Source organism: Litoreibacter arenae DSM 19593 (genome assembly GCF_000442275.2).
Classification (GTDB): domain Bacteria; phylum Pseudomonadota; class Alphaproteobacteria; order Rhodobacterales; family Rhodobacteraceae; genus Litoreibacter; species Litoreibacter arenae.
In genome coordinates, this window is sequence record NZ_KE557306.1 from 119,905 (window position 1) to 139,866 (window position 19,962).

Sequence of the window (19,962 nt, forward strand, 5' to 3'; positions counted from 1 at the left end):
ATTTCCGCTATAGCGGGGTTTTTGACGGAAGGGGAGAGGTCTTCCCCGGCGTAAGTGTGAAAACGCCGGTAGGTTTAGGCCACTTTGTCCAGATCAAACGCGTCATGCAGCGCTTGGACGGCCAGTTCCATGTATTTGCGGTCGATCAGCACCGAAATCTTGATCTCGGAGGTGGTGATAACCTTGATGTTGACGCCTTCCGCCTGAAGCGCGGAGAACATCTTGGCCGCGACGCCCGCATGACTGCGCATCCCGATGCCCACCACGGACACCTTGGCCACATCCGTGTCGGCCACCAGATCGTGGTAGTTGATGGAACCGGCGGCCTTGGCGTCCGCCATCGCCTTCTCGGCGCGGGGAACCTCGTTGACGGGGCAGGAGAAGGTCATATCCGTGCGACCCTCTTCCGAGATGTTTTGCACGATCATGTCCACGTTCACGCCCGCCTCGGACAACGGCCCGAAAATGGCGGCGGCGATGCCCGGACGGTCGGCGACCGAGATGAGGGTCATTTTGGCTTCGTCCCTGACGAAGGCCACACCAGAAACCACATTGCTTTCCACGATATCCTCCTCGGCACAGACCAGTGTGCCCGCGTTGTCGTCCATTTCTTCAAAACTTGACAGAACCCGCAGCTTCACGCCGTAGCGCATGGCCAGCTCGACCGAGCGGGTTTGCAGAACCTTTGCGCCCAGCGAGGCCAGTTCCAGCATTTCCTCGAAGGCGATGCGGTCCAGCTTGCGGGCCTTGTCCTCGATGCGCGGGTCGGTGGTGTAGACCCCGTCCACGTCCGTATAGATGTCGCACCGCTCCGCCCCGAACGCGGCGGCAAATGCGACGGCAGTGGTGTCGGAGCCGCCGCGCCCCAGCGTGGTGGTGCGGCCCTCATGACTGATGCCCTGGAAGCCCGCGACCACGGCGACCTTCATGCCCTCGTTGAATTTTGCGTCCAGATTGGCGGTGGGGATTTCCTCGATGCGGGCGGAGCCATGTGCGTCGGTGGTCTTCACCGGCACCTGCCAGCCCTGCCAGCTGCGTGCGGGCACGTCCATTTGCTGCAAGGTCAGCGCCATCAGGCCGGCGGTCACGTTCTCGCCGGACGAGACAATCGCGTCGTATTCGCGGGCGTCATAAAGCGGTGAAACGTCCTCGACCCAGCCCACCAACTCGTTGGTCTTGCCGGACATGGCCGACACGATCACGATCACCTCGTAGCCCTTGGCCACCTCGACGCCCACGCGCTTTGCGGCGCGGCGGATGCGGTCCGGATTGGCGACGGACGTGCCGCCGAATTTCATAACCAGTCTTGGCATGGGTTTTGCCCCTTGTCGTATCGTGCTGCCTCTTATGACGCGGCGGCACGAAGGGCAAGGGGCGCGGGGCCAGTAAGGCACCTTGCTGCTAGAGGGGGTGGCTCATGTGCCGGGCCTCTTGTGGGCGGGACGGGTCTTGAGCCGTGTCAGCAACTTGCTTGTCCAAGGAAGAAAAACGTAGCTGATGAGCACGACGTTGATTGAAATCAGCAAGACCGACCGCACTGCTGCGGGGAAGGTTTCAGGTAATAGCAAATCGGCGAAATAGCACAATGCCGCGCCTAGAACGAGAATCCAGAAGATCAGAATTACGACAATTTCGATTTTGCTCACCCGCGACCTCGGACTTAGAAATAGGGAGAATTCGTCGACATGGGGATGCTTCGTTACCTTTTGTGGATGCTGGTCCAAATTCGCAAGGCAGTCTTTCCGCAGGTCCGAGCTTTCCCACCTTTCGAGGTTCTTTCGCGAGTCGAACGAGAAAACGTTTACGAGTTCATAACAATCACCCTGCTTCGATAGGCTGTTGTGGTCACCCAGATATCCTTCCTCATTGGCCGCGGCTTTCTGCAATTGTTCGAGGGACTGCATGATGTCATCTTTGAATTCGTCCTCAAACCGCCGAACGATGATGGACAGGACAGGGCGCGCATCATTTGGCATTGCCAAGCTCTCCTTAGTTCAGTTCCAAGAACCCGAACGCCAATAATTAGCGACAATCTATAGCGCCGGTTGAGGTGCCCCCGCTAGTTGTTCTTGCGGTTCGGTCCAAACGGCAGGGGCACAACGGGAATGCCGTCGTCGATCAGCGCCTTGGCGTCCTTCAGCTTCGCCTCGCCGTAGATCGCGCGTTCCGGCGCGGTGCCGTCATGCATGGCGCGGGCTTCCTTGGCGAAATTTTTGCCGACATTCTCCGAGTTAGCCTCGATCTTCGCGCGCAACTCCTTCAACGCCTGCTCGGCGGGGGAGGCGGGGGCGGAGAGCGGTTTGTCCTCCGATGTGCGCACGCGGGGGGCCATGATGGACTTCTTAACCTCGTCCGTGCCGCACACGGCGCAAGTCACCATGCCCGCCGACAACAGCTTGTCGAAGGCGTCTGCCGACTGGAACCAGCTGTCGAAGCTGTGGTCTTTGGCACAGGTGAGGGCGTAGCGGATCATTGGGGTCTAAGGTCCTTGTTGCGTCATATAAATTTAGGCACGCGCGGGGCGAAGGCAAGGCCCTGTCGGTCTAGCCCTTCAGCAAAGCCGCGTCGAAATTCTTGATAATCTTGCGCAATTCGGGCTCGCGCACACGGGCCGCGGCCTTTTTGATGCTGAACCATTTGCGGGTCCGCTCCTTGCTTTCAGGCCAGACCTTGTGGGTCTTCTGAACCTTCAGCGGAAACACCGAGACCGCGCAGGGCAGGTCGTTCGATTTGTCCATGATTTTGGTGTAGGAATAGAGGCCCAGACAGATGTTGTAGGCCTTGCCCTCGACGCCCGCTTCCTCGAACGCCTCGATGGCGGCGGCCTGCGCGGGGGACTGGCCTTCCATCGGCCAGCCCTTGGGGATGATCCAGCGCCGCGTCTTGCGTGACGTCACCAAAAGCACCTGCGTCTCGCCGTCTTGCACACGGAAACACAACGCCCCGAATTGGGTGCGCACATCCCGTTTCTGGGCGTCCTCCATGCGGAGGGCGGGGTGTTTCATCTTGATCAGCGACATGCTCTGCTCCGGTGGCGCGATTACACGCCTTTTCCCTAAACTAGCCGCGAATAATGAATAATTAAAGAGGATTGCGCCGAACCCCCTGTTCCTTCGGCGCAGAGCCGCTAGGTATGTGGCCCATGTTGACCCAACCGCTTTTCATCGGCTCCGAGATTTATCGCGGCTCGTCCTATGGCAAGAAGCACCCCTTGCGCGTGCCGCGTGTGTCGACCGTGATGGACCTGAGCCGTGCTTTGGGATGGCTGCCGCCCGCGCAGTTCGTCAACTCGCCCCGCGCCAAGCCCAAGGCGCTGGAAATCTGGCACAGCCCCGACTATGTCGCCGCGTTGCAGGCGGCGGAGGACGCGCAGCATGTCAGCGCGGAAACCCGCGCCCGCCACCGCATCGGCACGCTGGACAATCCGGTCTTCCCCGAGATGTTCCGCCGCCCGGCGACCTCCGCCGGGGGCGCCATGCTGGCAGGCGAGTTGCTGGCAGACGGCGGCGTGGTCTACAGCCCCGCAGGCGGCACGCATCACGGCTTTCCCGACCGTGCGGGGGGATTTTGCTACCTCAACGATCCGGTGCTGGCGATGCTGTCGTTGCGCCGCCAAGGCGTGCAGCGCATCGCCTATGTGGATATCGACGCACATCATCCCGACGGGGTCGAGCATGGCTTCGCAGGGGATCCCGACACCATCATGGTCTCGGTGCATGAGGAAGGCCTGTGGCCGCGCACGGGGGCGGTGGAGGACGACGCTAGTGGCTCGGCCTTCAACCTGCCGGTGCCACGCGGATTGAACGACACGGAAATGGCGCTGATCCTCGACCGCCTGATCCTGCCGGTTGTCACGGCACATCGCCCCGACGCGATTGTCCTGCAATGCGGGGCGGACGCGGTGGAGGAAGACCCGCTGTCGCATCTGAGCCTGTCCAACAACGCGCATCTGCGCGTCTTGCGGGCATTGCGGCCGCTCGCCCCGCGTCTGCTGGTGCTGGGCGGTGGCGGCTACAACCCGTGGAGCGTGGGGCGGTTGTGGACTTCTGTTTGGGGCGAATTGGCGGGGCATGAGGCGCCCGACCGTCTGCCGCCCGAGGCCGAAGCGGTCCTGCGGGCGCTTAGTTTCGAGGGCAACCGCCACGGCCGCAACCCGCCGGAGCATTGGTTCACCACCCTGACCGACACCCCGCGAGAGGGCGCGATCGGCGACGAGCTGCGCACGCGGCTGGATATGCTGACCGCACGGTTGAAGGCGTCGTATTAACGAGGGCTAAACCTTCGGCGTTTTGCCCGCCATAACCTGCAAGAACCAGTCCGTGTCGATATTGCCGCCGCACAGGATCACCGCGCAGTCCTTGCCCGCCATGCGCTCTTTCTCCCGCAACAACCCCGCCAGAGGCGCGGCCCCTGCACCTTCGGCCAGATTGTGGGTGCAGGTGTAATAGGCGCGGATCGCCTCGGCGACCTCGTCATCGCTGACGGTGATGATCCGCTCCGCGCCTTTGGAGTAGATGTCATAGGCCTCTTGCACGGGCAGGCGGACGGCCATGCCGTCGGCGAATGTGTTGGCGCTGTCGGTCTCGACCATGCGGCCCGCCTCGACCGATAGTTTTGCGGTCGGGGCATTCTCCGACACCACGCCCACCACTTTGGTTTTCAGTCCCAAGGCATCCCGCGCCAGAATGGTGCCACAGATGCCGGAGCCGCAGCCTATAGGGACATAGATCGTGTCCAGATCGGGCTGGGCGGAGAGCAACTCGAACGCATAGGTCGCCACGCCGCGCACCAGTTCTTTGTGGAAAGGCGGCACGATGAACAGGCCCTGTTCTTCGGCCACGCGGAAGGCTTCTGCCTTGGCCTCATCGAAATCCTGCCCGTGCTCCACCAGCTCCGCCCCGAAAGCGCGCATGGCGGCGTTTTTCTCGACCGAGTTGCCGTGGGGGACGTAGATCAACGCGCGTAGACCCGCCGCCGTGGCCATCCGCGCCTGGCCTTGCCCGTGGTTGCCCTTTGTGGCTGTGCAGATGCCCGGCACGCCCGGGTGGGTGCGGGTCAGCCAGTCCATGAAGGTGATCGCCCCGCGCATCTTGAACGCGCCGGTGGGCCCGTGGTTTTCATGCTTCACCCAAGTGGGGGTGCCCGTGCGGGCGTTCAGCATCGGCCAGCTATACTGCGCCGTGGCGGGCATGTGGCGGTAGACGAGGGCGCAGGCGTCCTCAAGCTCGGATTTGGTGAATGTCATCATGACGCGCAGCCTAGCGGGCCTGCGCCGTGCTGCAAGCGGCATTTGGCCTTGCGCCCGCCTGTTCTTTGCCCACAATCACCCGCCATGATCCGTCGTCTTTTCATAGCTTTGGTGTTTTGCCTTGCCGCGCTGCCCGTGCGGGCGCAGGACGTGGTGATCTTCGCCGCCTCCAGCCTGAAGACGGCTCTGGACGAGGTGACTGAGGGCCTGCCCGTGCGCATCTCCTACGGCGGCAGCGGGCTGTTGGCGCGGCAGATCATGCAAGGCGCACCGGCGGATATCTTCTTTTCCGCCAACGAGGTCTGGATGGACGCGGCGCAAGATGCGGGCGCGATCCGAGCCGAGAGCCGCGTGGAGCTGTTGTCGAACGCGCTGGTGATTGTCGGCCATGAGGCGGCGCCCTTCGAAGATATGCTCGCAAGCGATGGCCGCGTCGCGACGGGGCTGGTCGCCTCGGTGCCCGTTGGCATCTACGCGAAGGCCTATCTGGAACGCGCGGGCCACTGGGACACCATCTCCCCGCGTCTGGTTGAAACCGATAACGCCCGCGCGGCGCTGGCCTTGGCCGCCCGTGGCGAGGTGCCCTTTGCGGTGGTCTATGCCAGCGACGCCGTGGCGGAGCCTGCGATCCATGTGATCCACGCCTTGCCCGAATTGCCCGACCTGCCGATCCGCTATCCCGTGGCCTTGACAGCCAGCGCGGGACCAGCGGCCGACGCCGTTCTGCAAGCGCTTCAAAGCGACCGCGCAAGGGCGATCTATGCCGCGCACGGGTTCGGGACGCCTTGATGCTGGGTCTGGGGCCACAGGAATGGGGCGCGGTGGCGCTGTCGCTGCGCGTGTCCATCGTGGCGACGTTGGCGATCCTACCACTTGCCATATGGGTGGCCCATCTGCTGGCGCGACGGGACTTCGCGGGCAAGGGCGTGTTGAACGCGCTGGTGCTCTTGCCACTGGTGCTGCCTCCGGTGGTCACCGGCTACCTGCTGCTTTTGACCTTCGGCACGCAAGGCGCGGTGGGCGGCTTCCTCAGCAATCTTGGCATTGTGTTCGCCTTCCGCTGGACGGGAGCGGCCCTGGCCGCCGCGATCATGGCGTTTCCTTTGATGGTTCGGGCGATCCGGCTGGGGTTCGAGGCCAGCGACCGCAGGCTGGAGGAGGCCGCCACCACCCTCGGCGCGTCGCCGTGGCGGGTGTTTCGCACGATCACCTTGCCCGCCGCCTTGCCGTCGGTGATTGCAGGCGCGGTTCTGGGCTTCGCCAAGGCCATGGGCGAGTTCGGCGCGACAATCACCTTCGTTGCCGCCATTCCGGGGCAGACGCAGACCATCCCCTCGGCCATCTATGCGTTCCTGCAAGTGCCCGGTGGCGAAAGCCAAGCGGGGCGGTTGGTGCTGGTGTCTCTGGTGATTGCGCTGGGTGCGGTCGCCGTGTCCGAGTGGATTGCGCGTAAAGTCGCGGGGCGGCGGTTATGAGCGTTTCCGTCCAGATCACGCAGAGCCTTGGCGGGTTCACCTTGGACGCGGGGTTCGAAGGCGAGGGCGGCGTCACCGCGCTGTTCGGGCCGTCGGGCTGTGGCAAAACATCGGTGATCAACGCGATCGCGGGACTGAGCCGCCCGGACGCGGGCCACATTCGCGTGGGCGGGCATGTGCTGTTCGACAGTTCCAAGGGCATATTCGTGCCGCCGCACAAACGCCGGATCGGCTATGTGTTCCAAGAGCCGCGCCTGTTTCCGCATATGAGCGTGCTGGAGAACATAGAATACGGGCGCCCCATGCAGTCGCATTCCACGCCAATGGATGGCGGCTTGGCCGCGCTGGGCATCGACCACCTGATGGAGCGCCGCCCGCGCGATTTGTCCGGCGGCGAGGCGCAGCGGGTGGCGATCGCCCGCGCCATCATGAGCCAGCCCAAAGTCTTGCTGATGGACGAGCCGCTGGCAGCGCTGGACGATGCGCGTAAATCCGAATTTCTGCCTTACCTGCAAGCCTTGGTCGCGCGGACCAGCATTCCGGTTTTCTATGTCAGCCACGCCATGGCGGAGGTGGCCCAGCTGGCAGATCATCTGGTGGTGATGCGCGACGGGCGGGTCGTGCGCTCCGGCCCGTTGGCGCAGATCCTGTCCGATCCCGCTGCCGTCGCCGACATAGGCGTGCGTGAGGCAGGGGCGATTTTGAACGTGACCGTGGCGCGGTCCGACGCGGGCGACGGACTGAGCGAGCTGTCCTGCGGCGCGGGGCGGCTTTATCTTCCAAAAGTGCAAGCGTCGGACGGCGAAACCCTGCGCGTGCGTATTCGTGCCAGTGACGTAATGTTGTCAAAAGACAAGCCCGATGGGCTGTCGGCGTTGAACATTCTGCCCTGTTCGGTGACGCAATTGCACGAGGGCCACGGCCCCGGCGTGGCGGTTGCGCTACGCTCTGGCTCAGTCGATCTGATGGCGCGGGTGACGCGCCGGTCGGCCCGGGCGATGGGGCTGCGGGCGGGGCTGAATTGCTACGCGGTGATCAAATCGGTCTCCGTGGCACCGACCGATATGGGCGGGCGTGGCAGCACGTAGCCCTGTTGCCGAAAAGACCGATTGCCCGAAACGTGCGCAACGGCTTCTTGTGCGCTTCCACCGCTTTGCGGATAAACGCGCCAACTTTCACGCCCCGGAGGCCTGCAATGACATTTCCCCGCGTCCTTCTTGTGCTGACGTTCCTGCTGGGCGCGACGGCAAGCGCTATGGCGGATGGCCACCGGTCGCTCGGCTGGGGCATCCTGACCAACAACGACGCGCTGGGCGACAATCAGGACCGCTGGCGCAGCGCGTCCTTTGTGGTGTCTCATCTGCGCGGGTCGGACTGGTCCGGCCAGCGGCCTGTGCGGTTCGGGGAGTTGATCGAATACCGCATCCGTGCCGAGATGATCACGCCGGTCAACGTGGCCGCGCCGCGCGCGTCGGACCGGCGCTATGTGGGCGCGTTATCCTTTGGTGCGCACACCCATTTCCGGAAGGGTGCGACGCAGATGAGCCTCGGGCTCGATCTGGTCTTTGTCGGCCCGCAAACCAAGCTGGACCAGCTACAGGACGAGTTGCATGGCATCTTTGGCCCCAGCCCCGTGAATGTGGACGGGTTTCAGGTGGATAACGCGGTTTACCCGACCGTCACTTTTGAAGCGGGGCGCGAATATGCTCTCGGCGGGTCAGGCAACCTTCGCCCGTTCGTGGAAATGCAGGCCGGTGCGGAAACGCTCGCGCGGATCGGGGCGGATGTGACCTTCGGCGGCGTCGGGCAGGGCGCTTTGCTGCTGCGCGACAGCACCACGGGGCAGTTCTACACCGGCATCAGGGGCGACCGCCCGGGCGGCCTGTCGCTCATGCTTGGCGGTGACGTCGCCTATGTGGCCGACAGCCGGTATCTGGACACGCCGGGCATCGCCAAAAAGGACATGCGCGCGCGGTTTCGGGCGGGGCTGCACCAGCAGTTCAAGCACGGGGCGCTGTTCTACGGTGCGACCTATCTGAGCGAGGAATACGAGACCCAGCCCGAAGGGCAGTTTGTCGGCTCGCTAAGCGCGCGCTTCGAATTCTAGCCCGCCGGAGGGAGGCCTCTATGCAACAGGTTAGCTTCATGCGTTAACAAATTGTTAACGCGTATCTATCCAGACTCCGGTTTTCGTGCTACCGCTCAGAAAAAGACGACCAACGATAAAAAGACTAGAGCAGGTAACGGACATGAACACGGGCTTTACAGGCACGTATGTCCTCACGTCAGACCAAATCCAGCTGGATGGTGCGCGATGTGCGCCGGATCAGCTGCCTCAGGCCGGTCAGGTCTGGTCATGGCACGGGGACGCCGTGCGTCTGGACGGGGCGCATTCTCCTTTGATCCTCACCAATGAGATCGGGCGTGACGAGTTTCGCCGTCGTGTCGCGCAGGTGGTGGAGCGCAGGTTCGACCTGCCCGAATGCGGCGATCTGAAGATCGGCGATGACCGCGCACCGACCGGCCCCGACGGCTACGTCCTGTCGGATGGCGAGGTGCATTTCACGCTGGTGCCGATACGGTCGCCCCGCTTGGAGGCGGTCTTATGGTGGTGCGCAGATGGCGTTCCGCTCGCGGGGCGAGATTACCGCGTGACCTCCACGCCGGGGGCGCGACCGGTCCAGCACCGTTCAAGTGATTTCGGTGGTGACGTGATCTGCTTCACCCAAGGCACCCGTATCCGCACGCCGGATGGCGACGCGCTCGTTGACCAGCTCGCTGTCGGCGACATGGTGCAGACCAAGGATGACGGCCCGCAAGAGATCCTTTGGATCGGCCAACGCCGCATGTCCGGCGCCCGCCTGTATGCCATGCCCGAACTGCGCCCCGTGCGGCTTCGCGCGGCCGCGCTGGATCAGGACGTGCCGGATGCCGACCTGCTGGTGTCCCCGCATCACCGGATCGTGTTTTCCGGCCCCAAGGCGCAGGCGTTGTTCAACCAGCCCGAGGTGCTGGTCGCGGCTTCCGACCTGATCAACGACACCAGCGTCTTCGTGGACCACACCGTCAAGGAGGTGACCTATATCCACCTGCTGCTGTCGCGCCATCAGGTGCTGTGGGCGAACGGCGTGCAGACGGAAAGCTATCATCCGGCCAACACCACGCTGAAGACGGTCGACGACCACCAGCGGGCGGGCCTGCTGGAGTTGTTTCCCGAGTTGCAAGCCGACCTGCATAGCTACGGCCCCTTTGCACGTCGCAATCTGGACCGGTCCGAGGCCGCAATCCTGACCCACGACATGGTGTAGCCGCGTGGCCTTCGTGAAGGGCCATTGGCAATTGCTGGCGCTCGTCGCGGTGATCTTCGCGCTGTGGTCCACACCGGTCATGGTGCCGTTGAAAATCATCGTTGTTTTGCTGCACGAGTTGTCCCACGGGCTGGCGGCGGTGCTGACTGGTGGCTCCATCGAGCAGATCACCATCTCACCCCAGCAGGGCGGGCAGGCGATGATACGTGGCGGCTCGCGGTTCCTGACGTTAAGCGCCGGATATCTCGGCTCGCTGCTGTTCGGCATGGCGCTGTTGTTCGCGGCGTTGCGCAGCACCGCCGACCGCGCGGTTGTTGCGGGGCTGGGGGTCGCGTTGCTGTTGGTGTCCGCGCTGTATCTGCGCGACCTGTTTGCACTTGTGTTTTGCGTCGGGCTGGCGGTGGTGTTGCTGGCCATGGCGCGCTGGCTGGACCACCGCGCCAATGATCTGGTGCTGCGCGTGATCGGGCTGACCTCGATGATCTATGTGCCGTTCGACATCTTCTCCGACACCATCGCGCGGGCGCATCTGCAATCGGACGCGCGGATGATGGCGCAGGAGTTCGGCGGGGCCACGGTGCTGTGGGGCGGGCTGTGGCTCATACTCAGCGTGCTGGCGATCGGGGCCAGCCTCCGATACGGCTTGCGGGCACCCAGCAACATCGTGTTTCGGCAGGCCACAAAAGCCGATTGACTCCCTCTGCAACCCGTCTATAAGCGCGGCTTCATTGGTGTTGGTGGCCCCCGCAAGGGGATGCCCTGTCGCTGCGGCAAAATCCGCAGAGAGGACAACGCCCTTCTGAAACCGAAAGAAGGAGATCAGCAAGTGACGAAACGTACTGCTGCCAAATACAAAATTGACCGCCGGATGGGTGAAAACATCTGGGGCCGTCCGAAATCCCCCGTCAACCGTCGTGAATATGGCCCCGGCCAGCACGGTCAGCGCCGCAAGGGCAAGCTGTCCGACTTCGGTCTGCAACTGCGCGCCAAGCAGAAGCTGAAAGGCTACTATGGCGACCTGACCGAGAAGCAGTTCAAGCGTACCTACGTTGAAGCTGCCCGCGTCAAAGGCGACACCGGTGAAAACCTGATCGGCCTGCTGGAGCGTCGCCTGGACGCCGTCGTGTACCGCGCCAAGTTCGTGCCGACCGTTTTTGCGGCCCGCCAGTTCGTCAACCACGGCCACGTGACCGTGAACGGCCAGCGTGTGAACATCCCGTCCTACCGTGTGAAGGAAGGCGACGTGATCGAAGTCCGCGAGAAGTCCAAGCAAATGGCGCTGGTGCTCGAAGCATCGCAACTGCCGGAGCGTGACGTTCCCGACTACATGGAAGTCGACCACTCCAAAATGAAAGCGACCTTCGTGCGCACTCCGGGTCTGGGCGATGTGCCTTACCCTGTCATGATGGAACCGAACCTCGTGATCGAATACTACGCACAGAACTAAGGTTCTTGCGGCATTCAGTCCCAAAGGCCGCCCCTCGGGGCGGTCTTTTTGCTTTGGAGGAAGATAAATGACCCACCCAGTCTACGGGCGTATTGACGGCCCCATCGTGATGATCGGCTTCGGCTCTATCGGCAAGGGCACATGGCCGCTGATCGAGCGGCATTTCGAGTATGACGCCGACAAGTTCGTGGTGATCGAGCCGAACGCCGACAACCACAACTTCCTCAAGCAGCACAACATCCGCTTCGTGCCGGACGCGGTGACTCGCGACAATTACCGCGAGTTGCTGGGGGGCATGCTGGAGCGGGGTCGCGGCTTCGTGGTGAACCTGTCGGTGGACACGTCCTCGCTGGACCTGATGAAGTTCTGCCGCGAGATGGAGGTGCCGTATATCGACACCGTGGTGGAGCCGTGGGACGGGTTCTATTTCGAGACCGAAAGCAACGCGGAGCGGACCAACTATGCCCTGCGCCAGAAAGTGCGCGACGAGAAGGCGGCGAACCCCGGCGGCTCGACGGCGGTGTCGTGCTGCGGGGCCAACCCCGGCATGGTGAGCTGGTTCGTCAAGGAGGCGCTGCTGATGCTGGCGCAGGACACCGGCAAGGACGCGACCGCGCCTTCGACCCGCGAAGGGTGGGGCAAGCTGATGCAATCACTCGGTGTCAAAGGCGTCCACATTGCCGAACGCGACACGCAGGCCCGCCGCCTGCCACGCCCGCGAAATGTGTTCGTGAACACATGGTCGGTCGAAGGCTTCATCGCCGAAGGCTTCCAGCCTGCTGAATTGGGCTGGGGCACGCACGAGACGTGGATGCCGGAGAACGCGCATAGCTATGATGTGGGCTGTCAGTCGGCGATCTGGCTGGAACGCCCGGGTGCGATCACCCGGGTGCATACATGGTGCCCCACGCCGGGTCCGCAATTCGGCTATCTGGTGACCCATAACGAGGCGGTGTCTATCTCGGATTACTACACCGTCGGCGCGGCGGATGCGCCTGAGTATCGCCCGACCTGCCACTATGCCTACCACCCCTGCGACGACGCGGTGCTGTCGCTGCACGAGATGTTCGGCTCCGGCCGCCAACAGGTCGAGCATGAAATCCTCGACGTGGATGAGATCGTCGAGGGCATCGACGAGTTGGGCGTGCTGCTCTACGGCCATGAGAAGAATGCGCTGTGGTTCGGCTCGCGCCTGTCCAACGCCGAAACGCGCAAGCTGGCCCCGTATCAGAACGCGACGGGATTGCAGGTCACGTCAGCGGTGCTGGCGGGCATGGTCTGGGCGTTGGAGAACCCGAATGCGGGGATTGTCGAGACCGACGAGATGGACCATGCGCGGTGCCTTGAGGTGCAGCGGCCCTATCTGGGACCGGTCGAGGGGCATTACACAGACTGGACGCCTTTGCAGGACCGCTGGCAGCATTTCCCCGAAGACATCGACGAGAGCGATCCCTGGCAGTTCCGCAACGTGCTCGCCAGTTAAAGAATCGCAGGTCGCCCGCTCTTGGGCGGCTTGCCTGCCGCTGCGTCATTTTGCGCTCCATGCGTGCGCGCTGCGGGGGCGCGAGTGCAAGCGGCACAGCATAAAATCCTCCTCAAGCAGGGGTGGTTGGCAGCTTCGCTGCTTTGCAGCAAGCCCATATAGCGCAGTAATATTTACTGAATTTACATAGTTCTTTTCTGCAACCTGCTGTCCCAGACAAATAAATTTACAAGATTTTCATTCAATACCCGTCGCTTGGCGGAAATTCCTGAAACGGCGTGTTATAACCGCCTCAAGGGGGGCCATACCCGACGATGGCGCACGGCTCTTTCTGCGCCGCCGACACGCTCCCTGCCCCAGATTTTGCGGAGGACCACATGACGACACATTCCAATCCAGACAAGACCTACGCCCCTGATCCCGCGTTCGCGAAAGCAGCGCATGTGGACGCCGCCGGCTACGAGAAAATGTATGAGGCCTCCATGGCCGACCCGGACGCCTTTTGGGCAGAGCAGGGCAAGCGGCTGGACTGGATCAAGCCGTTCTCCAAAGTGTCGGACGTGAGCTTCGATCTGGGGAACGTGCATATCAAGTGGTACGAGGACGGCACCCTCAACGTTGCCGCCAACTGCATCGACCGCCATCTGGAAACCCGTGGCGACCAGACCGCGATCATCTGGGAGCCGGACGATCCCAAGGATGACGCCAAGCACATCACCTACAAGCAGCTTCACCGCGACGTGTGCAAGATGGCCAACGTGCTGGAAACCCTCGGGGTGCGCAAAGGCGACCGCGTGGTCATCTACCTGCCGATGATCCCCGAAGCCGCCTACGCCATGCTGGCCTGCGCGCGTATCGGCGCGATCCATTCCATCGTATTCGCGGGCTTCTCGCCCGACGCGCTTGGTGCGCGGATCAACGGCTGCGACGCCAAGGTGGTCATAACCGCCGATGAAGCCCCCCGCGGTGGCCGCAAGACCGCGCTGAAGTCGAACACAGATCAGGCGCTGCTGCATTGCAAGGACAGCGTCAAATGTCTGGTGGTCAAGCGCACCGGCGGGCAGACCACATGGACCAGCCGTGACTACGACTATAACGACATGGCGATGGAGGCCGACGACGTCAGCAAGCCGGTCGAGATGAACGCCGAAGACCCGCTGTTCATCCTCTACACCTCCGGCTCGACCGGCCAGCCCAAGGGCGTGGTGCACAGCACCGGCGGCTATCTGGCTTATGCCGCGATGACGCATCAATACACATTCGACTACCATGACGGCGACGTGTTCTGGTGCACTGCGGATGTGGGCTGGGTCACCGGCCACAGCTACATCGTCTACGGCCCGCTGGCCAACGGCGCGACCACCATCATGTTCGAGGGCGTACCGACCTATCCTGACGCGGGCCGCTTCTGGGAGGTTTGCGAAAAGCACAAGGTAAACCAGTTCTACACTGCGCCGACCGCGCTGCGCGCGCTGATGGGGCAGGGCAACGAGTTCGTCGAGAAATACGACCTGAGCGACCTGAAGGTGCTGGGCACCGTGGGCGAGCCGATCAACCCCGAGGCGTGGACGTGGTACTACAACGTCGTGGGCAAAGGCAAAGTGCCGATCGTGGACACATGGTGGCAGACTGAAACCGGCGGCCACCTGATGACCCCGCTGCCGGGTGCCACGAACCTCAAGCCCGGCTCCGCACAGCAGCCGTTCTTCGGGATCAAGCCTCTGGTTCTGGACCCGCAATCGGCCGAAGTGATCGAGGGCAATGACGTCGAAGGCGTCCTTGTCATCGCAAACTCGTGGCCCGGCCAGATGCGCACCGTCTGGGGCGACCACGAGCGGTTCGAGAAGACCTATTTCAGCGACTACCCCGGCTACTACTTCACCGGCGACGGCTGCAAGCGCGATGCCGATGGCGACTACTGGATCACCGGCCGCGTGGACGATGTGATCAACGTGTCGGGTCACCGCATGGGCACCGCCGAGGTTGAAAGCGCCCTCGTCGCGCATGAGAAGGTGGCGGAGGCCGCTGTGGTCGGCTACCCGCATGACATCAAGGGGCAGGGCATCTACGCCTATGTCACCCTGATGAACGGTGTGGAGCCGACCGAGGAGCTGCGCAAGGAGCTGGAAAAATGGGTCCGCACCGAGATCGGCCCGATTGCCAAGCCGGACCTGATCCAATGGGCGCCGGGCCTGCCGAAAACCCGCTCCGGCAAGATCATGCGCCGCATTCTGCGCAAGATTGCCGAGGATGATTTCGGCGCGTTGGGTGACACCTCGACGCTGGCGGAACCTGCCGTAGTCGATGATCTTGTCGACAACCGCATGAACCGGAAGGACGCGTGATGGACGGCTCCAACAATCCTTCGGCCGCGCCGGTTCTGATCCTCCTCGGGCCTCCGGGCGCGGGGAAGGGCACGCAGGCGCGGATGCTCGAAGACAGCTTCGGCCTTGTGCAACTGTCCACCGGCGATTTGCTTCGTGCAGCCGTGGCCGCAGGCACCGAGGCCGGCAAGCAGGCCAAGGCGGTGATGGAAAGCGGCGGGCTGGTCAGCGACGAGATCGTGCTGGCGATCCTCAAGGACCGGCTGGCGGAGCCTGATTGCGCCAAGGGCGTGATCCTCGACGGCTTCCCGCGCACCACGGTGCAGGCCGAGGCGCTGGACGATTTGCTGGCCGCCAACGGCCAGCGCATCAACGCCGCGATTTCGCTGGATGTGGATGACGCCGAGATGGTCACGCGCATCGCGGGCCGCTTCACCTGTGGCGGTTGTGGCGAGGGGTATCACGACACGTTCAAGGCTCCGGTTGTTGCCGAGACTTGCGACAAATGCGGCTCCATCAACATGGTGCGCCGCGCCGATGACAATGCCGAAACCGTGGCGTCCCGGCTGGAGGCTTACCACGCGCAGACCGCACCCCTGATCGACTACTACGATGGCAAGGGTGTATTGGTCCGCGTCGTCGCGATGGGCGACATCAAGGCAATCGCCGCCGATCTGGGCGCGATTGTGAGCCGCGTGTCGGCCTGAGCCTGTTTCCGCCGATCTCCTGCGGGTAGAAATAATAAAGGGCGCACCTGCTGCGCCCTTTGTTACGCTTGGGGCTAGTTTCTTTAATCTCAGGTGTTTTCGATGAAATATTGTGCGGCCCTTCTCCTCGCCCTGACCGCCACATCCGCTGCGGCGCAGGACACCAAGGCGTGGTTTGTTCTGATTAACCAAGGCGCGGGACGCACCGTCGTCGACGCGGAATGGTCGCAAGCCCTGACACAGGCGGGCGTCGAGGATCAGGTGCAGACCGTGATCGACACGGATTTCTACGCCATCGACCGCACTATCGAGAAAGCCAAGTCCGAGGGTGACGGCACCGTGGTGTTCATGGTGACGGGTAATCTTGGCACCACCGACCCGGCAAAACATGCCGAGGTCATTAAAACCCTGACCACCCCTAACCCCGACGCGCCGCTTCTGGATGGCTCTTTCGCGATGCTGCAAAGCGATGGCTGCGCTTTGGTGCGTAAACCCCTGACCGGGCGCGAGTTTATCCATACGGACACAATCCTCACCATAAACGACCCGCAAGCGCGGGTGGATTGCTACGCGGCGGCGATCACCTATGCGATGAACAATCTCGATGAATTCGGCCCGCGCACGCCGTTCGACCAGCAGATCGACGTAGGCGCGGCGGAGCGTCAGACCAACCTGCCGCCGATGGCGGTGAGTTCCAAGGCGCTGATCGACCCGAGCGATCCGAACACCGCCAACGGCCCCGTGCGCCGCGCCAGCAATGTCTACAAACCGGGCGAAAAGATGGATTTCCACGCCAATATCCTGAATGTCGGTCGTTTCGATCCCGGCACCTCCAAGGCCCGCTACGAGATCCGGCTGGATCTGGAAGTCACCCGAAAGGATGGCGACGGCAAGCAGGTGATGGAGAACGCCTACACCTATACCGGCCAAAGCACCCACCGCATTCCGGTGCCCGACGACTACTTCTCCAACTTCGTGACCGCCGGGTTTTCGCTGACGAACCCCGGTGAATATCTGGTGGAGCTGGTCCTCACCGACCTGTCGCGGCCCGACGCCGAAGGCACGTCCGTGCGGGTGCCTTATGACGTCGTGATTGCGGACTAGAAACGAGCACCGCGCAGCGTCTTCGCAGTGCAGTGAACTGATGTGATCCCGTCTCGGGGTAGTGCCTTGCATGACCCTGTCGGGCATAGGATTCCGGTTCATCCAGTCGGCACGGGATAAGCAAATTAACGATAAGAATCGACTTTTCGTCTAAATTGTGCAAGTTTCAGTCGTCGTAAAGGGTTGTGTTTATAGTCGGTAAATCCAGTGAAGTCTGTCTTCTGCACCATTTTCATGTGTCTGCTTCTGGCGAGTTTTCCATCACTCGCCACCGCTCAGGCGGTATCGGATTCAGCGGAGCAGGAGACATCGTCGCCCGCTTCACTGAGGAAAATTCTGGTGCTTCTCGAGGACGAGATCGCCCAGTTCACCGAAAAGCGCGACGAGTTGGAGAACGCGGTTCAGGACGCGCAGGCAGAACTTGCCACCATCAGCGAAGAACTTGAGCAGAGCCGCGCGCAGCGCCGCACTGACCTGCTTCTGGCAGGCGAAATCGAGCTGACCAAGCGCGAACTCGAGGAAGAGCTGGTTGAGGTTGCAGAGAGTCTCACCGACGAAACCGCCAAGGCGGATGCGTTGGCGGAGCAGATCGCAGACCGCCAGTCCGAAGCGGCGGCTTTGGCTGACAACATTGCCCGCGCCAACGACCAGCTTGCCGGATTGCAGGCCGAAATTGCCGACCTCGACGCCGTTGCCAAGGCACTTGAAAAGGACCGTGAGGCCCAAATCGCGCTGAGCGCCGAAGTCGCTGATCTGGCGACCGCGACCGACGCAGCCCGCGCGGAGCTTGGCGCCATCACCGGCAAGGTCGCCTCGGAAACCGCCGCGCTCGATGTCGCGCAGGCAGAGTTGGCCGACGCCAGATCACAATTCCAAACCCTGACCGACCAGATCGAAGAGGCGGAACAGGTTGCTGCGCGGTCCGACGAAATCCGCTCGGAAAACGAGGAACTGGCTCGAACCTTGGCAGAGTTGCAGGCGAGCGTGAAGGAGGTCGGCGAGGACCTCGACCTTGCCAACACCAACAAGGCTGCCGCCGAAAGCGAGCTGGCCGACAAAGAGGGCCTGATCGCCACGCGCACATCGGAACTGGCGGCCTTGCAGGCCGAGGTATCGGCGGCAGAAGCGGCGTTAGAGAACCGACAGGCTGCCCTTGTCGAGGCCGAGGCTGTGACCGGCAAAATCGCCGAGACACGGCAGAAACTTTCGAATGCCGAGCGCCTGCGCGACGATGCCATGAGCGACTATGAAGTGGTCGCAGCACGGTTGCAGGACGCTCAGGCTACGCTGGCCGCCGCCACGCAAGAGGCAGACACTGCAAGGGCCGAAGCAATACGGTCGAGAGACGAAGTGAGGGCGGCTGAAGAAACGCTGGCCACGCTCTCGGAACAGATTGCGACCGCGCGGACAGCCGCCGAACGCACTGCGGCGGCGCGGGACGAATTGGACAATGTGCAGTCCGGGCTTGAGGCGGCTTTGGATGAGAAGACCGCCACCGAGGCTGAGTTGTCGTCGATGAAGGCAGAACTTGCGGCAGCTATCGAAGCACTTGCCGTCCAGCGGTCACAGAATGACAAGCTGGACGAGGAGGCGGTCGCCACACGCGCGACACTGGCTGACCTCAATGAGCAGGTCGAGGCGCGTCAGGCGGCGGTTGCGGAAGCGCTGGCGCTGCAAGGGAAAACCAGCGCTCTGGAGGCCGACGTTGCCGCGTTGAAGTCCGAGAAATCGCAGGTCGAGCAATCGCTGCAACTGGCCCGTGACGAGCTTGCGAAGGCACGCAGCGATTTTGAGAACATCCAAGCGCAAGCGGAGCAACGCGTTGCGGAAGCGGCGCGGGTCAGGGATGCCATCGAGGCCAACCAGACAACCCTCGCGGTCCTGCGGTCGGAGACGGAGACCGCGGAGGCCGACGCAGCGAAACTGGATGCAATGCGCACGGGATTACGGCAAGCCGAGGCCGCGCTTGCCCAGGTTCAGAAGGACCGTAAGGGGGTGGAAACGGAACTCGCCGCCCTCTTGCAGGACCGTTCGCAGGCGACAGCGGACCTGACCGAGGTGCGCGACGAGCTTGCCGCGACCCGCGCACAAGGCGAATCCACCGCCAAAGAGCTGGACGACCAACGCGCCCGAACCGAAGAACTGGAACGCGCCGCAAGTGACTTGACGGCGGAGCTGGCGGCTCTGGCCGCTCAACGCGACGAGATGTTGAGCGAGGTGGACACCTTGCAGGCGATGGCGGCCGAGGCCGAGGCCGCCCGCACGGCCACGATCACCGACAGCGAGCAATTGTTGGCGAAACTGTCCGACACACGCACCCGGGTGGAAGAGACCGAACAAGAGCTTGTCGAACTGGAGCAAGCCAGATCCGAGCGGATTGCCAAGCTTGAAGTCGTAAATGCGGAGCTTGCCCGCGTGAGCGCCAGCCGCGACGGGGTCCGTCGTAGCCTGCAAGAGTTGACGCAAACACTGTCGGGGCTCGTCGGCAACGCACCTGAAGCGCAGGCTGCCGTGCCGGACGCGGATGTTGTGGCGAAAGAGCCGGAGCCTGAACTGGTCAGCCTTCCCGCGACCTCGCCTTCCCCCGACGCGCAGGCAGACCCACCACAAGCGCCTCGGCAGGTGAGGGCCGGTCAGCCGCGTTCGGGCCAGAAAATCCGCGCGGTTCTCGACACCGCGCCGGGTCTGGCAGCCGCAGCCCCCGCCGAACTGGCACAGCTCACGGCAGAGCTTGAGAGCGGCGCGTGCCCGCTGGATGCATTGCGAACGGTCTTTGGGGTGGTCAATCGCCAGACGCTTGTCGCTCTCGTCCGCGAGATCGGCACCTGCTGAGCGGTAATTTCATCAGCGGCGTAAGGTTGTTGCC

18 protein-coding genes are annotated in these 19,962 nt (G+C 63.0%); 13 read left to right on the forward strand and 5 right to left on the reverse strand.

Going from position 1 to position 19,962, the window contains the following annotated elements:
* Positions 1-74: 74 nt before the first annotated feature.
* The 4 genes from THALAR_RS00655 to THALAR_RS00670 form a co-directional block, all read right to left on the reverse strand.
* Positions 75-1,313: an aspartate kinase gene (locus tag THALAR_RS00655; RefSeq protein ID WP_021099522.1), complete on the reverse strand. Its 1,239-nt coding sequence runs from the start codon at positions 1,311-1,313 to the stop codon at positions 75-77.
* A gap of 102 nt (positions 1,314-1,415) precedes the next feature.
* Positions 1,416-1,976, reverse strand: coding sequence for a hypothetical protein (locus THALAR_RS00660; RefSeq protein ID WP_021099523.1), 561 nt, complete (start codon positions 1,974-1,976; stop codon positions 1,416-1,418).
* Positions 1,977-2,059: 83 nt separating this feature from the next.
* Positions 2,060-2,473 carry a DUF1178 family protein gene (locus tag THALAR_RS00665; protein WP_021099524.1) on the reverse strand — a complete coding sequence of 138 codons (414 nt, stop codon included), beginning with the start codon at positions 2,471-2,473 and terminating at the stop codon, positions 2,060-2,062.
* A 70-nt stretch (positions 2,474-2,543) separates the two neighbouring features.
* On the reverse strand, positions 2,544-3,020 hold the full coding sequence (locus THALAR_RS00670) for an NUDIX hydrolase (protein WP_021099525.1): 477 nt from the start codon (positions 3,018-3,020) through the stop codon (positions 2,544-2,546).
* A gap of 122 nt (positions 3,021-3,142) precedes the next feature.
* Here THALAR_RS00670 and THALAR_RS00675 point away from each other — a divergent pair, with 122 nt between their 5' ends.
* Positions 3,143-4,267 (forward strand): acetoin utilization protein AcuC, encoded by a 1,125-nt coding sequence (locus THALAR_RS00675; protein ID WP_021099526.1) that lies wholly within the window; start codon positions 3,143-3,145, stop codon positions 4,265-4,267.
* Between the two features lie 6 nt (positions 4,268-4,273).
* On the opposite strand, the gene THALAR_RS00680 is transcribed toward THALAR_RS00675, so the two are convergent.
* Entirely contained in the window at positions 4,274-5,248 is a 975-nt protein-coding gene (locus THALAR_RS00680) for a threonine dehydratase (protein ID WP_021099527.1), read from the reverse strand.
* 84 nt (positions 5,249-5,332) lie between these two features.
* Between THALAR_RS00680 and modA the strand changes: the two genes are divergently transcribed.
* The 12 genes from modA (at position 5,333) to THALAR_RS00740 (ending at position 19,928) form a co-directional block, all read left to right on the forward strand.
* Positions 5,333-6,037 (forward strand): molybdate ABC transporter substrate-binding protein, encoded by a 705-nt coding sequence (modA, locus tag THALAR_RS00685; RefSeq protein ID WP_021099528.1) that lies wholly within the window; start codon positions 5,333-5,335, stop codon positions 6,035-6,037.
* Complete coding sequence (gene modB / locus THALAR_RS00690) at positions 6,037-6,723, forward strand: molybdate ABC transporter permease subunit (RefSeq protein ID WP_021099529.1); 687 nt, start codon at positions 6,037-6,039, stop codon at positions 6,721-6,723. The genes modA and modB overlap by 1 nt, the downstream gene beginning before the upstream one ends.
* Positions 6,720-7,811: a molybdenum ABC transporter ATP-binding protein gene (modC, locus tag THALAR_RS00695; RefSeq protein ID WP_021099530.1), complete on the forward strand. Its 1,092-nt coding sequence runs from the start codon at positions 6,720-6,722 to the stop codon at positions 7,809-7,811. The genes modB and modC overlap by 4 nt, the downstream gene beginning before the upstream one ends.
* A gap of 107 nt (positions 7,812-7,918) precedes the next feature.
* On the forward strand, positions 7,919-8,830 hold the full coding sequence (locus THALAR_RS00700; RefSeq protein WP_021099531.1) for a lipid A-modifier LpxR family protein: 912 nt from the start codon (positions 7,919-7,921) through the stop codon (positions 8,828-8,830).
* A gap of 142 nt (positions 8,831-8,972) precedes the next feature.
* Positions 8,973-10,031 (forward strand): Hint domain-containing protein, encoded by a 1,059-nt coding sequence (locus THALAR_RS00705; RefSeq protein WP_021099532.1) that lies wholly within the window; start codon positions 8,973-8,975, stop codon positions 10,029-10,031.
* Between the two features lie 4 nt (positions 10,032-10,035).
* Positions 10,036-10,725, forward strand: a complete 690-nt coding sequence (locus THALAR_RS00710; protein ID WP_021099533.1) for a M50 family metallopeptidase — start codon at positions 10,036-10,038, stop codon at positions 10,723-10,725.
* A 132-nt stretch (positions 10,726-10,857) separates the two neighbouring features.
* Entirely contained in the window at positions 10,858-11,478 is a 621-nt protein-coding gene (gene rpsD, locus THALAR_RS00715) for a 30S ribosomal protein S4 (RefSeq protein ID WP_040817416.1), read from the forward strand.
* A gap of 67 nt (positions 11,479-11,545) precedes the next feature.
* Entirely contained in the window at positions 11,546-12,961 is a 1,416-nt protein-coding gene (locus tag THALAR_RS00720) for a homospermidine synthase (RefSeq protein ID WP_021099535.1), read from the forward strand.
* A gap of 377 nt (positions 12,962-13,338) precedes the next feature.
* Positions 13,339-15,306 carry an acetate--CoA ligase gene (gene acs / locus THALAR_RS00725; RefSeq protein WP_051153610.1) on the forward strand — a complete coding sequence of 656 codons (1,968 nt, stop codon included), beginning with the start codon at positions 13,339-13,341 and terminating at the stop codon, positions 15,304-15,306.
* Positions 15,306-15,992 (forward strand): adenylate kinase, encoded by a 687-nt coding sequence (locus THALAR_RS00730; protein ID WP_021099537.1) that lies wholly within the window; start codon positions 15,306-15,308, stop codon positions 15,990-15,992. The genes acs and THALAR_RS00730 overlap by 1 nt, the downstream gene beginning before the upstream one ends.
* A 102-nt stretch (positions 15,993-16,094) precedes the next feature.
* Positions 16,095-17,096, forward strand: coding sequence for a hypothetical protein (locus THALAR_RS00735; protein ID WP_021099538.1), 1,002 nt, complete (start codon positions 16,095-16,097; stop codon positions 17,094-17,096).
* A 339-nt stretch (positions 17,097-17,435) separates the two neighbouring features.
* Complete coding sequence (locus THALAR_RS00740; protein WP_021099539.1) at positions 17,436-19,928, forward strand: coiled-coil domain-containing protein; 2,493 nt, start codon at positions 17,436-17,438, stop codon at positions 19,926-19,928.
* Positions 19,929-19,962 lie beyond the last annotated feature (34 nt).

Bases quoted from the DNA above. Each gene is read 5' to 3' on its own strand.
- modC (WP_021099530.1), top strand. From the start codon at position 6,720: ATGAGCGTTTCCGTCCAGATCACGCAGAGCCTTGGCGGGTTCACCTTG.
- THALAR_RS00660 (WP_021099523.1), bottom strand. From the start codon at position 1,976: ATGCCAAATGATGCGCGCCCTGTCCTGTCCATCATCGTTCGGCGGTTT.
- THALAR_RS00735 (WP_021099538.1), top strand. From the start codon at position 16,095: ATGAAATATTGTGCGGCCCTTCTCCTCGCCCTGACCGCCACATCCGCT.
- modA (WP_021099528.1), top strand. From the start codon at position 5,333: ATGATCCGTCGTCTTTTCATAGCTTTGGTGTTTTGCCTTGCCGCGCTG.
- THALAR_RS00665 (WP_021099524.1), bottom strand. From the start codon at position 2,473: ATGATCCGCTACGCCCTCACCTGTGCCAAAGACCACAGCTTCGACAGC.
- THALAR_RS00680 (WP_021099527.1), bottom strand. From the start codon at position 5,248: ATGATGACATTCACCAAATCCGAGCTTGAGGACGCCTGCGCCCTCGTC.
- THALAR_RS00670 (WP_021099525.1), bottom strand. From the start codon at position 3,020: ATGTCGCTGATCAAGATGAAACACCCCGCCCTCCGCATGGAGGACGCC.
- THALAR_RS00700 (WP_021099531.1), top strand. From the start codon at position 7,919: ATGACATTTCCCCGCGTCCTTCTTGTGCTGACGTTCCTGCTGGGCGCG.
- THALAR_RS00655 (WP_021099522.1), bottom strand. From the start codon at position 1,313: ATGCCAAGACTGGTTATGAAATTCGGCGGCACGTCCGTCGCCAATCCG.
- THALAR_RS00675 (WP_021099526.1), top strand. From the start codon at position 3,143: ATGTTGACCCAACCGCTTTTCATCGGCTCCGAGATTTATCGCGGCTCG.
- modB (WP_021099529.1), top strand. From the start codon at position 6,037: ATGCTGGGTCTGGGGCCACAGGAATGGGGCGCGGTGGCGCTGTCGCTG.
- acs (WP_051153610.1), top strand. From the start codon at position 13,339: ATGACGACACATTCCAATCCAGACAAGACCTACGCCCCTGATCCCGCG.
- THALAR_RS00705 (WP_021099532.1), top strand. From the start codon at position 8,973: ATGAACACGGGCTTTACAGGCACGTATGTCCTCACGTCAGACCAAATC.
- THALAR_RS00720 (WP_021099535.1), top strand. From the start codon at position 11,546: ATGACCCACCCAGTCTACGGGCGTATTGACGGCCCCATCGTGATGATC.
- THALAR_RS00730 (WP_021099537.1), top strand. From the start codon at position 15,306: ATGGACGGCTCCAACAATCCTTCGGCCGCGCCGGTTCTGATCCTCCTC.